16 protein-coding genes are annotated in these 14,295 nt (G+C 67.8%); 8 read left to right on the top strand and 8 right to left on the bottom strand.

All coding sequences use genetic code 11. The annotated features are described in order from the left end of the window. Window positions 1–90 precede the first annotated feature (90 nt). On the top strand, window positions 91–1,644 hold the full coding sequence (locus tag LKD76_RS16750) for a serine/threonine-protein kinase (protein WP_227982262.1): 1,554 nt from the start codon (window positions 91–93) through the stop codon (window positions 1,642–1,644). Here the strand turns inward: LKD76_RS16750 and LKD76_RS16745 are convergent, their stop codons facing one another. Further along, window positions 1,645–2,643, bottom strand: coding sequence for an SMP-30/gluconolactonase/LRE family protein (locus LKD76_RS16745; RefSeq protein ID WP_227982261.1), 999 nt, complete (start codon window positions 2,641–2,643; stop codon window positions 1,645–1,647). It lies immediately after the preceding gene. Between the two features lie 77 nt (window positions 2,644–2,720). Continuing rightward, window positions 2,721–3,092 (bottom strand): nuclear transport factor 2 family protein, encoded by a 372-nt coding sequence (locus tag LKD76_RS16740; protein ID WP_227982260.1) that lies wholly within the window; start codon window positions 3,090–3,092, stop codon window positions 2,721–2,723. A gap of 163 nt (window positions 3,093–3,255) precedes the next feature. Here LKD76_RS16740 and LKD76_RS16735 point away from each other — a divergent pair, with 163 nt between their 5' ends. Beyond that, window positions 3,256–4,902, top strand: a complete 1,647-nt coding sequence (locus LKD76_RS16735) for a flavin-containing monooxygenase (protein WP_227982259.1) — start codon at window positions 3,256–3,258, stop codon at window positions 4,900–4,902. Window positions 4,903–4,912: 10 nt separating this feature from the next. Here LKD76_RS16735 and LKD76_RS16730 read toward each other — a convergent pair whose 3' ends face one another. Further along, window positions 4,913–5,086 carry a hypothetical protein gene (locus LKD76_RS16730; protein WP_227982258.1) on the bottom strand — a complete coding sequence of 58 codons (174 nt, stop codon included), beginning with the start codon at window positions 5,084–5,086 and terminating at the stop codon, window positions 4,913–4,915. 18 nt (window positions 5,087–5,104) lie between these two features. On the opposite strand from LKD76_RS16730, the gene LKD76_RS16725 reads away from it, so the two are divergent. After that, complete coding sequence (locus tag LKD76_RS16725; protein WP_227982257.1) at window positions 5,105–5,767, top strand: hypothetical protein; 663 nt, start codon at window positions 5,105–5,107, stop codon at window positions 5,765–5,767. A gap of 127 nt (window positions 5,768–5,894) precedes the next feature. Here the strand turns inward: LKD76_RS16725 and LKD76_RS16720 are convergent, their stop codons facing one another. Then, window positions 5,895–6,230, bottom strand: coding sequence for a histone-like nucleoid-structuring protein Lsr2 (locus LKD76_RS16720; RefSeq protein WP_227982256.1), 336 nt, complete (start codon window positions 6,228–6,230; stop codon window positions 5,895–5,897). 55 nt (window positions 6,231–6,285) lie between these two features. Between LKD76_RS16720 and LKD76_RS16715 the strand changes: the two genes are divergently transcribed. Continuing rightward, window positions 6,286–7,893 carry an AMP-binding protein gene (locus tag LKD76_RS16715; RefSeq protein WP_227985271.1) on the top strand — a complete coding sequence of 536 codons (1,608 nt, stop codon included), beginning with the start codon at window positions 6,286–6,288 and terminating at the stop codon, window positions 7,891–7,893. 54 nt (window positions 7,894–7,947) lie between these two features. Here the strand turns inward: LKD76_RS16715 and LKD76_RS16710 are convergent, their stop codons facing one another. Continuing rightward, window positions 7,948–8,784, bottom strand: a complete 837-nt coding sequence (locus tag LKD76_RS16710; protein WP_227982255.1) for an alpha/beta fold hydrolase — start codon at window positions 8,782–8,784, stop codon at window positions 7,948–7,950. 63 nt (window positions 8,785–8,847) lie between these two features. On the opposite strand from LKD76_RS16710, the gene LKD76_RS16705 reads away from it, so the two are divergent. From LKD76_RS16705 to LKD76_RS16695, 3 genes are all read left to right on the top strand, one after another. Then, complete coding sequence (locus tag LKD76_RS16705) at window positions 8,848–9,390, top strand: helix-turn-helix domain-containing protein (protein WP_227982254.1); 543 nt, start codon at window positions 8,848–8,850, stop codon at window positions 9,388–9,390. A gap of 121 nt (window positions 9,391–9,511) precedes the next feature. Beyond that, window positions 9,512–9,775: a YbhB/YbcL family Raf kinase inhibitor-like protein gene (locus LKD76_RS16700; RefSeq protein ID WP_227982253.1), complete on the top strand. Its 264-nt coding sequence runs from the start codon at window positions 9,512–9,514 to the stop codon at window positions 9,773–9,775. A 330-nt stretch (window positions 9,776–10,105) separates the two neighbouring features. Beyond that, a complete protein-coding gene (locus LKD76_RS16695; RefSeq protein ID WP_227982252.1) occupies window positions 10,106–11,086 on the top strand; it encodes a bacteriocin fulvocin C-related protein in 981 nt (326 codons plus the stop codon). Between the two features lie 44 nt (window positions 11,087–11,130). Here LKD76_RS16695 and LKD76_RS16690 read toward each other — a convergent pair whose 3' ends face one another. The 3 genes from LKD76_RS16690 to LKD76_RS16680 all read right to left on the bottom strand — a co-directional run bounded on the left by LKD76_RS16690 (window position 11,131) and on the right by LKD76_RS16680 (window position 12,482). Continuing rightward, a complete protein-coding gene (locus LKD76_RS16690; RefSeq protein WP_227982251.1) occupies window positions 11,131–11,481 on the bottom strand; it encodes a UBP-type zinc finger domain-containing protein in 351 nt (116 codons plus the stop codon). Between the two features lie 211 nt (window positions 11,482–11,692). Beyond that, the gene (locus LKD76_RS16685; protein WP_227982250.1) at window positions 11,693–11,992 is read right to left on the bottom strand and encodes a hypothetical protein; all 300 of its coding nucleotides are present in this window, start codon (window positions 11,990–11,992) and stop codon (window positions 11,693–11,695) included. A gap of 43 nt (window positions 11,993–12,035) precedes the next feature. Then, window positions 12,036–12,482, bottom strand: a complete 447-nt coding sequence (locus LKD76_RS16680) for a GreA/GreB family elongation factor (protein ID WP_227982249.1) — start codon at window positions 12,480–12,482, stop codon at window positions 12,036–12,038. A 206-nt stretch (window positions 12,483–12,688) separates the two neighbouring features. On the opposite strand from LKD76_RS16680, the gene LKD76_RS16675 reads away from it, so the two are divergent. Then, window positions 12,689–14,215: a PucR family transcriptional regulator gene (locus LKD76_RS16675; RefSeq protein WP_227982248.1), complete on the top strand. Its 1,527-nt coding sequence runs from the start codon at window positions 12,689–12,691 to the stop codon at window positions 14,213–14,215. Window positions 14,216–14,295: the final 80 nt, after the last annotated feature.

Raw genomic sequence — 14,295 nt, 5'->3', positions numbered from 1 at the left:
CGGGCGGGTTGCGACCGCTGCCGCGCTCGTGTGTGATCGAGCGCAGGCCTGCGGCGGCAGGCGCTCGATGGGAAGGGAAGACAAGTCCATATGCGCCCACTGGAACCCGGTGATCCGGCGAGCATCGGTCCGTACCGGATACTCGGTGTGCTCGGCGCGGGCGGAATGGGCCGGGTATATCTGGGCCGCAACGCCGGTGGCCGTACCGTCGCGGTGAAGGTGGTTCGCCCCGACCTGTCGGGCGATCCCGAATTCCGCACCCGATTCCGCCGCGAGGTCACCGCCGCGCGGCGGGTCACCGGCGCCCATACCGTTCCCGTGCTCGATGCCGACGCGGACGCCGACCGCCCCTGGCTGGCCACCGGATACGTGGCCGGACTGTCACTGGGCGAGGCGGTGGAAACCTTCGGCCCGCTGCCGGAATACGCGCTCGCGCCGCTGGCCTCCGGATTGGCCCGCGCCCTGCTCGACGTGCACGCCGCCGGCGTCGTCCATCGCGACCTCAAACCATCCAACGTCCTGCTCACCGTCGACGGCCCACGCCTGATCGACTTCGGCATCGCCCGCGCCGTCGACGACGGCACCTCCCTGACCGGCACCGGACAGGTCATCGGCTCACCGGGTTATATGGCGCCCGAACATATTTCCGGCCGATCGCCTGTCGGACCGGCCGCCGACATCTTCGCCCTCGGTGGTGTGCTGGTGTACGCGGCCACCGGCCGTGGCCCGTTCGGCTCGGGCGATTCGATCACCATGCTGTGGCGGGTGATGCAGGAACCGGCACGCCTGGACGGCGTCCCCGACACCGTGCGCGCACTCGCGGCCGCCTGCTTGGACAAACAACCCGGCAACCGCCCGGCCCTCACCCGGATCGACAGTCTCGGCCCCCCGGCCGTCCGGTTGCCCGCCCCGATCCTCGAATCGATCAGCCGCCAGGCGGTGATGCTGCTCGACCTCGACTCGGCACCCGTCCCCGCCGCCACGGTGACCACCGCGCCGCCGAACGCGCCCACCCCCGCCCGGCAACCGGCCCCGCCGCCGCCGAACACCCCCGAACCCGTACGGCCGCAGCGAGATCCGTCGCGACGGCGCACCGCCCTGGGCATCACGGCCCTGGTGCTCGTGCTGGTGGCGGTCGCCGCGATCAGTACCGTCCTCACCTTCCGCAGCGCGACGACCGGCCCTTCGGCCACGACCACCGGCGCTGAGACCACCGCCCCTGAGACCGCCGCCGTGGCCACGGCCGACAGCGACGTCACGACATCGGCGGGCGCACCCGAGGTCACCGAGCAGGCGAGTGCGCACACCGCCCTGCCCGACGCGTTCACCGGGACCTGGCGCGGCACCGCCACCGACGGCCTGGCCACCTACGACATCCTCCTCACCCTGCACCCCGGCGCGGTGGGCACCCCGCTGGGCACCGCCAGCAATACCGGCCACCGCGGCGGCATCACCTGTCAACGCACCGAAACCCTCACCGCGGCAACCTCGACCAGCATCACCTTGCGCGCGCACCTGGTCTCGGGCGCCGGCTGCATGGACGACAACCAGCCCTCCACCCTGACGCTGCACGGCGACGGCACCGCCGCCTACTCGATGACCGGACCGATCGGATCGATCACCGGAACCCTGACACGTCGGTGATCACGGCCGGGGCACGTCGAGCACCGCCACCGCCGGCTCGCTGAGACTGCCCAGGTACAGCCGACCATCCGCCTCAGCGACCCCGGTGACCATCGAGTAGTCGTCACTGTCGCGCTGCAGATCGTGCACGAGCGCACCATCGAAACCGAACGCCTGGACCCACGTGGTGCGCGCCGGTGCGGGCTGCAGCGCCGCCGGCACCGCCCGCACGATATGGCGCAGCACGCCCGGCAGCGGAAGTAGCGTGTCCAGCAACCGGTTTCGCGGTGTCACCAGCGCCACCCAGACCAGCCCGTCGCTGCCCAAGCCCAGATTATCGGGGCAGCCCGGCAGATTCTGCACCAGGTAGTCGGTGGTCCGGGCGCGCGGGCCGTCGAGGTGGTAACGCGCGATCCGGTACGCGGCGGTCTCGGCGACCAGCACCGACGAACCATCCGGCGCGAGCACGATCCCGTTGGCGAACTGCAACCCGTCGACCAGGGTATCGACCCGGCCGTCGGGGGTCAGGCGAAACAGGCGCCCGGTCCCCGAATGTTCGAGGATGTCGCCCATGTAGTCCTCGAGCGGATACCGCCGGGTCGATTCGGAGAAGTAGACGGTTCCATCCGGTGCGGCGACGACATTGCTGGTGAAGGTCAGCCGCTGCCCGTCGACCCGATCGAGCACCGTCTCGATGGTGCCGTGCGGCCGGTCCAGGCGAAGCAGTCCGCGCTCGGCGTCACAGATCAGCACCGACCCGTCGGCGCCGGCGTGCAGCCCCAGCGGCCGCCCGCCGGTGTGGCCGATCTCCTCGACGGCGCCGGAGTCCGGATCGACGGCCAGCACGGCACCGGAGGCGATGCCGGTGAGCACCCGGCCGTCGGCGGCGATCACCACATCCTCGGGACCGGGACCCGGCAGCGGCACCAGCCGCGGTGGCGGCATCGGCGGGTCGCTGACGGGGTGACGAGCGCGGTCGGGCGCGGGCGGGGGAGTCCAGCGATTCGGGCGAAACGGCATGGCTCACCCTATCCAGCACACCCGCTGCAGCGGGGAATTCGAGTGAATCGAGGCGATGCCGCAGGGGCCGCTCGCGGTCAGCCGAAGGTGATGTCCTCACGCGACCAGAAGGCGCGCATGCTGGTGATACGGGCGTCTTCGTCGAAGGTCATCACATCGATGGGTTCGATGACGGTGGTGCGGTCACCGGATCCGGTGGTCACCCGGAAGCCGAACGCGGCACTGTCGCCGGCCACCCGCACGGTCAGCAATTCGGTGGCCACCTGCGCCGAATCGAGTGCGCTGTAGAACTTTTCGATGGCCGCGCGCCCGGTGTGCGCGGGTGAGCCCACCGGATCCTCGACCGTGGCGTCGTCGCTGTAGAGGGCGGCGATATCGGCCGATGTCCCGGTGGCGACGGTGTCGAGATAACGCTGAATCGCCGAGCGGATCTGCTGTGCTGAAGCCATCGGCCGACCGTAGACGCGATCGCCGCCACCGGTGCCCGGTCCGTCCCGGTCACCGGGAGGGCCGCCGACGAGTGCCGGTCATCGGGACGCGATGTGCTCCGGCGGCGCGGGCGTCCCTACCGTCGAATGCGGAGAGACTGGTCTCCGGCGAAAGGTAGCGACTGTGAACCCCGAGACGTCATCGTCACCAGGGAATATCGGAAACGGCGTCGATGTGGTGGTGGTCGGAGCCGGCATCGCCGGCCTCTACGCGATCCACCGTTTTCGCAGCCGCGGACTCACGGTGCAGGCGTTCGAGACGGCCGAGGGGGTGGGCGGCGTGTGGTACTGGAACCGGTATCCCGGCGCGCGCTGCGATGTCGAGAGCATCGACTACTCGTACTCGTTCGACGACGCGTTGCAGCAGGAATGGAACTGGAGCGAGAAGTACGCGACCCAGCCCGAGATCCTCGCCTATCTCGAGCACGTCGCCGATCGTTTCGATCTGCGCCGCGATATCCGATTCGGAACCCGGGTCACCGATATCGTGCTCGACGAGACCACATTGCGCTGGCGGGTCCGCATCGACACCGGCGCCGAGGTCTCGGCACGCTTCGTCGTGCTGGCCACCGGGCCGCTGTCGAATGCGAACACGCCGGCGATCGAGGGGCTGAACAGTTTCGCCGGACGTCTGCTGCACACCTCGAGCTGGCCGCACGACGGCGTCGACCTCACCGGCCAGCGCATCGGCGTGATCGGCACCGGTTCGTCCGGTATCCAGGCCATTCCGCACCTCGCCGAGCAGGCCCAACGGCTGTTCGTCTTCCAGCGCACCCCCAATTACAGTGTCCCCGCGGGCAATACGGCACTGGACGAACACACCCGGCGGGCGCAGAAGGCCGATTACGCCCGGCGGCGGCGACTGTCGATGGCCAGCGGCGGCGGCTCACCGCATCAGCCGCACCCCAAGCTCACCCTCGAGGTGTCCGAGGCCGAACGGCGGGCGGCCTACGAGCAGCGCTGGCAACTGGGCGGGGTGCTGTTCAGCAAGACCTTCGCCGATCAGATGGTGACCATGGAGGCGAACGACCCCGCCCGCTTGTTCTGGGAGGAGAAGGTACGCGCGCTGATCGACGATCCGCGCGTGGCCGAGCTGCTGATTCCCCGCGATCATCCCATCGGCGCCAAGCGTATCTGTACCGACACCGACTACTATCAGACCTACAACCGCGACAACGTCGAGCTGGTCGATCTGCGGTCGACGCCGATCGAGCGGATCGACGCCGCGGGCGTGCACACCGCCGCCGCGCACTACGAGCTGGACACCCTCGTGCTGGCCACCGGATTCGACGCGATGACCGGATCGGTCGCGCGGATGAACATCGTCGGCCGCGGCGGCGAAACCCTCAACGAGGCATGGAGTGAGGGCCCCAAGACCTACCTGGGGCTCGGCATCGCGGGCTTTCCGAATCTGTTCAACCTCACCGGTCCCGGCAGCCCCTCGGTGCTGGCGAATATGGTGTTGCACTCGGAACTGCACGTGGACTGGGTGGCCGATGCCATCGGCTTCCTCGACAGCACCGGCGCCACCGCACTCGAGGCACGCCCCGACGCGGTATCGGACTGGGTCGCCGAATGCGCCGACCGTGCGGCGAGAACACTGATGCCGCAGGCGAATTCGTGGTATCTGGGCGCCAACGTACCGGGTAAGCCGCGGGTGTTCATGCCGTTCGTCGGCGGGTTCGGCGTCTACGGCGACATCATCGCCGCGGTGGCCGCCGCCGGTTACAAGGGATTCGACGTCATCGATGGCGTATCGGCGCGGCGGTAACCGATAGCCGTCAGCCGCCGGTGCCGTCCTCGGGTCCGGCGGCCTCGCCGATTCGTTCGTGCAGGCGCGCACGGATCTGTTCCGGTGTGTAGGAACGCCTTTGCCGCTCCGCCCGCACGATCACGACTCCGGTGGCGGCGACGCCGGCCGCTCCTGCCAAACCGAGTACCTTCCACCAGCGCATGTCCCTAGGCTACTGGGTATGGCGGGTAGGAGTATCGCTCTCGAGCAGGCTGTCGAGCTCACGAGGACGGGGGATCTGTGGTTGTTTCGCGGCAGTTCGGCCGCCGACAGGGCCATTCGGATGACGACGAACAGTCCCGTAAATCATGTCGGAATGGCCGTGGTGATCGATGATCTGCCCGTGCTGATCTGGCATGCCGAACTGGGGAAGGCATTGCCCGACATGTGGTCCGGTAGCCGCCACCGCGGGGCGCAGCTGCACGATCTGCGCGATGCGGTGCTGGTGTGGACCCAGCGCTACGGTCAGCGGGCCTGGTTGCGCCAGCTCGATCGGCCGGTGACCAGGGAGATGGAGGACAACGCGCTGCGGGCCATCGCGCGCTTGGACGGCGTGCCGTTTCCCTCCACCTCGACGCTGGCCGCGCGCTGGTTCAGCGGAAGGCTCGCCCGGGTGCGGCGCACGCCCCGGGCCGAATCCGGTGCCGTGCCCGGCCAGGACCTGCGCAGCGCCTACTGCGCCGAGATCGTCGCCTCGACCTATCAGGCCATGGGATTACTGCCGCAGCGCCGCGCCAATTGGTATGACCCGGGCCGATTCTGGAGCGGGGACACCCTGCGCCTGCAGGACGGCTACCGCCTCGGTGGTGAGATCCCGGTGGAGGTGCCAGGATCGGCGCCGTGATCACGGCGCGGTCCTGGACCGGCCCACGATCACCAATCCGCCCGTCACCGGCACTGCCGGGCCGGCGACGGGCGCGCCACGCTCGGCCAGGATTCCGCGGCGGTGGCGGTCGGTCCGGGCCGAGCCGCTAACTGGCCTTGTTGTACGCGGCGATGATGTCGGCTTGGATTCGGCCACGGCTGGATACGTTGTAGCCGTTGCTTTTCGCCCATTCGCGAATCGCGCCGGTCTGCGCTTTGCCGGCGGCGGTGCGGGCGCCGGTGGCGTTCTTGGCCCGAGGGGAACGGCCCACTTTGCGAGCGGACTCGATCCATGGTCGCAGGACCCCACGCAACTTGCCCGCGTTCTTGCTCGACAGGTCGATCTCGTAGGCCACGCCGTCGAGACTGAACGACACCGTTTCCTGGGCTTCGGATTTGCCGTCCAAATCGTCGATCAGTTCGACGATGATCTTCTGTGCCACGTGGTAGATCCTCCATAGTTGTCGAAATGCGTTGACCGACAGGGAAGAGATGATGGTGGAGTTCAACATAGCCGACGTCTTCGAGGCGGTGGCCACGGCGGTGCCCGAGCGGACCGCGCTCACCTATGCGGGCGAGAACCTGACGTACGCGCACGTGGACGGCCGGGCCGACCGGGCGGCGCGACTGTTCGCCGGGGCCGGTATCGCGGCCGGAGAACATGTTTCCCTGTTCCTGAAGAACAGCGTCGAACATGTCACGAGCATTCTCGGCCTGATCAAGATCCGGGCGGTGCCGATCAACGTCAATTATCGGTACACACCCGCCGAGCTCGAATACATCTTCGTCGATTCGGATTCGGTCGCGGTCGTGGTCGAACTTCCCGAACATCAACGCGTGCTGGCCGCTCTGCTCGGCTCGTGCCCGCTGCTGCGCACCGTCGTCGTCATCGGCGCGCTCACCCAGCAGCTGCGCGACGCCGCCGGGGCGGCATCGATCGCGGTGGTGCTGTTCTCCGACGCGCCGGCACTGCCGGCCGGCGCGGAATTCGCCCCGCGCACCGGTGACGACCTCTACGTGCTCTACACCGGAGGTACCACCGGATACCCGAAGGGGGTGATGTGGCGCCACGACGACTTCTTCCGCAAACCGCTCTCGGGTGGCAACCCCTACGGCACCGACGACCGCCGGAGTCTGGACGAGGTCGCCGCCGCCGCCGAGGAATTCCCGGAACTCGCCTTTCTCATCGCCGCGCCGCTGATGCACGGGGCGGCGTTGTTCTCACTGTTCACCTTTTTCACCCTGGGCGCCCGAGTGGTGCTGATGCGAGATTTCCAACCACGCGCCGTGGTCGAAGCGATCGAGCGGGAGTCGCTGCAGGTGATCTTGATCGTCGGTGACGGTATGGGGCTGCCGCTGGTCGACGAGATGGAACGACGCAAGGACGATATCGATTTCAGCTCGCTCCACTCCATCACCTCCGGCGGCGCGATCTGGTCGGTCGGTGTGCGGCAGCGGATGCTCGCGGTCAAACCCGATCTGCTGTTGCGTGACAATTTCGGTGCGTCGGAGACCGGCAGCGACGGCGCCTTCACCGTCGACGAGACCGGTAGCCTGCGAATGCCCCCGTCGCGCAACCTGATCGTGGTCGACGAGAATCTCGACGAACTGGCGCCGGGGTCGAAGCAGGAGGGCTACATCGCGCGCATAGGCAACATCCCGCTCGGCTACTACAAGGACGAGGAGAAGACCGCGCGTACTTTTCCGACCCGCGCCGACGGTACTCGGCTGGCGGTGCTGGGGGATATGGGCCGGGTCGAATCCGACGGCAGCATCGTATTTCTCGGCCGTGGCTCGCAATGCATCAACACCGGCGGTGAGAAGGTGTTCGCCGAGGAGGTCGAGGCGGCCCTGCACGCCCACCCGTCGATCGCCGACGCCCTCGTGGTCCCGGTGGCGGACGAGCGCATGGGCCAGCGGGTGTGCGCGGTCATCGAGATCTACCCCGGCGCGGCCCAGCCGACGCTGGCCGACATCCAGCAGCACTGCCGAAAGACCCTGGCCGGTTACAAAATCCCCCGGTCGATGGTGCGAGTGGACGAGGTGAAGCGGACACCGGCGGGTAAAGCCGACTACCGCTGGGCCGTCGCGGTGGCCTCGGCCTAGGGATCGAACCGAGTCCGCCCGCGAAACAGGGCGGCGCACTGCCGTTGTCGACGACTACGCCGCCACCATGCGGCGCACGGCCGCGGCGACTTGCTCGGGCCGCTCGGCGGGCACGATGTGCTCGGAATCGGCGTCCTCGAATCGTCCGCCGACCTGTTCGGCGTAGCGGCGCTGGTACTCGCGCACGGTGTCGAAGTTGCGGGCCTGAAGCCGGTTGGCCCGGCTCGCGGAGATGACGATGACATCGCATTCGGGTAGTTGTGGTGGCCGGCTTCGAAATTCGCCGATCGCGGTGGCGACAGCCGCTATCTCACATCGGGTCCGCGCGATGCCCGCGGGGGAGAAATCCTCCGTCAGCATGGTGGTGTAGGTGTCTGCGGGGAACATGCGACCGTAGGATCGGGTCGCGATCCGCATGAGGGGGCGGCAGCGCGCGAGGGTCTGTTGCACGGCCAGAATGCGATCGGTCTTGCTGACCGTGGGTCCCCAGTCGTCGTAGCACGGCGCGGCTTCCGGGGTGGGGTCGATCAGCACGAGCCCGGCGGGTCGGGGCGAAAGGTTCTCGATCGCACGGCGCGCGATCAGACCACCCATGCTGTGCGCCACCAGGATTACTCGGCGCGGTGCCAGTGCCGCGACCAACGCGCTGAGAGTAGCCGCCATCTCATCGATGCTCTGTCGCTGTTCGATCCGGCCGCTTCGCCCACGCCCGGCGCGGTCGTAGGCGACCGTGCGCACGGAGTCCGCCAGTGTCGCGACAACCGGATCCCATAGCGAGCGCCCGGCGCCCGCGCCGGATTCGAAGACGACGGCGGTATCTCCGGTACCGGACTCTTCGACGTAGATCTCATTGCCGCACACCGTCATCCGACGCCCTGACTCGAACCGCATCACACCGTCCTTCTGAACAATACCAATTATGGAAACGGTACCAGAAATGGGATAGTTAGGGGTATGGACCCCACGAACTTGCTGCTCCACCCAGTGCGGCTACGCATCGTGCACGCGCTATCGGGTGGGCGACTGCGCAGTGCCAATGAGTTGTGTGCGCGGCTGCCGGATGTGCCCAGGACGAGCATCTACCGGCAACTCGGCCTGCTGGTGGACGGCGGCATGCTGGAAATCGGCGACCAGCAGCGAGTACGCGGGGCCGTAGAACGCTACTACCGCCTGCGTACCGACCGACGTCCGATCGGACCGGACGCGGGGAAGACGATGACCCCGGAAGCCCACCGTCGAGGATTCGCGGCAGCGATGGCGGTACTGATCGCCGAGTTCAACGCCTATCTCGACAGGCCGGGTGCGGACCCGTACGCCGACTCCGTCGGCTACCGGCAGGGCACACTCTGGCTCACTGACGACGAACTCGCCGCCATGCTGGCCGCGCTCGGTGAGATCGTCGCCCCGCTCGCCGAGAACAAGCCGGGACCGGGACGCAAACCCTATCTGATCAGCCCGATCCTATTCCCCAGCGACGGACCGCCCGCCGCCGGCTGAGCAGCCCGGCGCCTTCCGTGTAGTCGCGCACAGAGTCACGGCCGCCGAGTCGGATGCGCGGTCTCGGTCCAGGGATGCGAACCCGCTGACACTCGACAACGGGCGGACCAATCCAGCAGTTATGAAACAACTGCCACGCAACGCCTTACGCGCCGATACCACCGAAGCGGGTGTACACCTGCTACGTTCCGGCTGGAGTCGCGGATATACCGGCCCCGCCCCGATCAAGGGACACGGCCCGCACCGGTACGTCTTTGAGCTGTTCGCCCTCACCGACCCGATCACCACCGTGGCCGGCAAGTCGGTCGCCGCGGCGAAACCGCGCGCGGTACTCGCCGCAGCCACCGCCACCGCCCGCATCGACGGATTCTTCGAGCGCGGATAGCAATACCGGGCGACTCTCACCAGTAGACCAGCCGCATCCGAGCACAGCCGCGCCATCGCCGGCCACACCCTGTGGCGTCTTTCCGTAGGTACATACGGGGGGTTCTGGGCGACTACCTAGTGCCTACCGATGCGGACAGTGTGGACAGCAGGCAATATTGCGCCGTCAGCCGAAAACTGAACCGGCTGTTCCGAAATCGCGGTGGTGAACGAAGATGCACCCGACCCGGCACACGCCCCGGCATCGGGCGTGGTTGCCGCAAGAGATCAATGAGATCCAGTGGGACGGCACGGTCATCGCATGTCACCTCTCTCGCAGTAAGGACGGTCCATGACCCAACAGCGCTGGATTCTGGCCTTCGACGCCTCATGCGGAACCTGTCGAAACGTCTCTGCCGTGGTCGGCGAGGCCTGCCAGGACAGGATCGAGATACGGTCACTCGCCGACGCCGACGTGACACGGTGGCGGGAGCGCGCGCTCGGGGCCGACCCCGAATGGGCGCCCACGCTGCTGCGGGTCGACAGCGCCGGCGAGCAGGCACGGGCCTGGACCGGCAGCGCGATCGCCATCCCGCTCGCCCGCCGGCTCGGGCTCGCTGCCACCATCCGCGTCGTGCATGCGCTGGGCAGGCTGCGCCGGCGCGCCAACGGCGCGGCGAGTGAACTCCCCGGCGCGCCTGCGGGCACAACCGCGATCGGCCGTGCGCAGTTCCTGCGGCTCGCCGGCGGTGCGGGCGTAGCGGCCGGGCTGATCCTCACCGGCAACGTGCCCGCGTTCGCCGCGAAAGAGCACGAATCCGCGCAGGCCTGGGTAGACGCCCACCGAGACAACCTTCCCCGGGCGTACGAGCATGTCGTCGAATACCCCCTCTCCTACCGGCGGCAAATCTTCAACGCGCATACCCCTGAGGTGCGCAGCACCCTGTGGACCGATCACATCGATCACGTCCGCCGTCAGCACACTCACCTCACCGCCGCGCAGCGCGACGTCCTCGACCGCGCCTCGGCGCTGTTCGGCAAGGAATCGACCTTCGACCGGCGCCACCGCGCCACGGTCGCAGACCAGCTGGGGAATTTGAAGAAGGCCGCTATCGATGCCTTCGGTCTCGACCGCGCCTACGCCGCCATCGGCATGCTCGGCCCCTCCACACGCACCGAGATGACGGCCAAGGCCGCCGGGAACGCCTGCCCCTGCGCGACCAACGACGGCTGGTGCAGCGACCTGCACTGCTATCCCGCCACCGACTGCGAGATCACTCGCGGTGGCTGCGGCACCGCATGGACCGAACCCTGCGACGGCCGCTGCAGCTGAGCGGGCTCAACAGGCCCGCGAAATCTATTGCGGCGGCCTATATTTCAGTGAACGTGTGACTGCCAATCGGCGGGCACCCGCCCGGCCGGGCCCGGCACCGGCTGATCCTCGGGGTGACTGGTCGGCGCCGCCAACTCCGGCCCTTCGCCCACAGCGCCATCGCGATAGTCGTAGAACCAGTCCTCACCCGGCTCGTAACTCTGGATGACAGGATGGCCGGTGCTACGAAAATGCGCGGTCGCGTGCTGGGCGGGGGAGGAGTCGCAGCAGCCGACATGCCCGCACTGGGCGCAACGGCGCAAATGGACCCACCAGCCGCCCGCCGCCGAACATTCGGCGCAGCCGGCGCCGCTGGCGGGCACCTCGACATCGATCACGGAACCGGAATCGGTCATCGCACTCGTCCTTTCCGGGACGCGACAAGTGATTCGCCACGCCGCGGGCTCGCGGGTTCGGTCTGCAGATCGAACGCTACCGCGCCCACGCGGCAAACAGGCCCTGATGCCGAGGTAAAGCCCCACGCCGCGCCGATCAACTCCGACTCAAGGCTCATACCGGGACTTCGGCGCCCTGATCCTCACGGCAGTACTCGGCATCGCCTGCCCCTCATCCCTGCTCGGACGCCTGACGCGCTGAACCCACACCGCCACCACGGCGCTCGTCATCGAGAAAACACCGGCATCGGCACCGCGTCGCCTGCCGGCCACCGGTGCCCTCACACGCGATCAGCAACCCCGCGTCCACGGCACTGCGACACCGGCCCGACACCGGGTCGTGAACGATATTCGAATGCCCGCACGTCGAACACAACCGGCGCTTGACCCTGCGCGGCACCAGAATCACCAGCAGCACCACCGAGAACGCGACCGTGACACCGACGAACCGCAGCATATGTGGCCAATCCATGTCACACCTCACAATCCGACGTAACCGTCTCGGGCAACCGAACTCAACGCCGCCGCAGATGCATGCCGTAGGGGACCGCCTCGAGCAGAGTCACCGTCATCGACGCGCCACTGGGAATCCGATACGACCGCACCTGCCCCGGCCGCGCGCCCGCCAGCGCACTACCCAACGGCGAATCCAGGGAATAGACCTCCAACTCCTCGGTATCGGCCCCATCACGGCGACCCAGCAGAAACGTCTCGGTCTGCTCATCGTCGAATCGGACCGTCAGCACCATTCCGGGCTCGGCGATACCGTCATCGGCCGGAGCCCGGCCGACCACCGCGCGATCGAGCAACTCCTCCAACTCCAGCCGCCGCATCCGACGACCGGCCGCGGTCTGCCCGTCCACATCGCCACTGCCGTGCGGCGCCGCCCGCAACTGCGCCAACTCCTGCCGCAGCCGCTCATACGCGTCTTCCGTCAACCAGACGCCTTCGATTTCGGTCATCTCATTCTCTTCGTCGACCCGCCAACACACCATCACCCGAACCACAGCGCGGCACACCGACGCCGCACCCGGGATTCACCTACAGATTGACCCGCCGACGCACCCACTATGTTGTTACAGACGCACAATCTGCTTCACCACCGTTGTAATTTTCCAACACCAACAACAGCCACTCCGCACTCGGAAAGGACCCGTGATCAGCACCGATGGTCAAACTGGACCGCCTGATCAACATCTTGAGCCGATACGGAGCCCGACTCCACGGGCCCGCCGCGGCCCGCACCATCGAAATGCACAGCGTCGCCGTCCACGACCCCATCCGGCCGCACTCGGCCACCGGCGACGTCTTCCTCGCCGTCGGCGCCGCACACCTGACCGAGGCACTCACCCTCGCCGCCGAGGCCCGGGCGACCGTGATCGTGGCCCGCACCACCGAAACCCCGAACGAATACATCCGCCGCACCCTTCAGGACTCCGGATCCGCGCTGATGCTCGTCGACCCCAGCGTCTCCTGGAGCCAGATCGCCTCCGTCGTCTACGGCCTCGTCCTCGAAGGCCGCGAAACCGAGTCCGGCCGCGGCCCCAGCGATCTGTTCGCCCTCGCCGACACCATCTCCGCATCCGTCGACGGACCCGTCACCATCGAAGACCAACTCTCCCGCGTGATGGCCTACTCGACCGCACCCGACGACACCGACCCGGTCCGATCCGACACCATCCTCGGCCGCCGCATCCCCGAACACGTGCGCCTCTACTTCGAAGGCCAGGGAATCTTCGCCCACCTCGCCGCATCCGATGCACCCCTGCACATTCCGCCGTCACCCGAACACGGCCTCCACGGGCGCACCGTCGCCGCCGTGCGAGCCGGTCGCGAACTCCTGGGCTCGGTCTGGGTTTCCTGCCGTGAACCACTGTCGCCCAGCCGGGCCACCATCCTCCGAGAAGGTGCACACACTGTCGCTTTGCACCTCCTGCGTTCGCGCGTCAGCGCCGACCTGGAACGCCAAGTCGAGTCCGAACTCGTCATCGAACTGATCGAAGGCAGCCCCGACGCCGACGCCGCGATCGGCAAACTCGGCATTCCCGCACAGAACCTGCGCGTGATCGCGCTACAGGCACACGCCCAACAGGAACGCAACGCCGGCATCCTGCTCGCCTTCGAACGCGCCACCACCGGATTCGGATGGTCACGCGTCGGCCGCAGCACCCTGTTCGGAAATACCGTCTACACACTGCTACCGGCCGGCGCCGATCCCGCTCCCGCCTATCGGTGGATCGCCGATATCGTCGGCAGCCTGCCCGCCCACATCGACGTCGTCGCCGGCATCGGCGGGGTGGCCGACGCACGCGATGTACCCGCCAGCCGCCAGGAAGCCGACGAATGCATGGCGCTTCCGGCCACCACGCCCCGCGAACCGCACTGCTACGACACCGCCTGGGATCGCGTCCTGATACAGCGACTGAAGTCGGTCGCCTCGACCGGCCGGCTCCCGTCCCGCGACCCGGTCGCCCAACTGGCCGAATCCGACTCACTCAACGGCACCCATCACGTATCGACCGTGAAGGCCTGGCTCGAAGCACACGGCGACCCCAACGCCGCCGCCCGCACACTCGGCGTCCACCCCAACACCGTGCGACACCGGATGCGGCGATTGCGCGAACTGCATGTCCTCGATCTGGACGATCCGGAGAAGCGGACAGCCATGCTCATCGCACTGTCGATTCACACCTGATGCCACGGCAACTGCGGTAGGACGGGAACCCTCCCATTTAAAACGTCACAGTGACGTTTACTGGTCGACAGTCGGGGGGA

Origin of the sequence: Nocardia spumae (genome assembly GCF_020733635.1) — a bacterium.
Classification (GTDB): domain Bacteria; phylum Actinomycetota; class Actinomycetes; order Mycobacteriales; family Mycobacteriaceae; genus Nocardia; species Nocardia spumae.
Note: the sequence above shows the minus strand (reverse complement) of the source record. Positions and strands in the feature narration are given on the sequence as shown.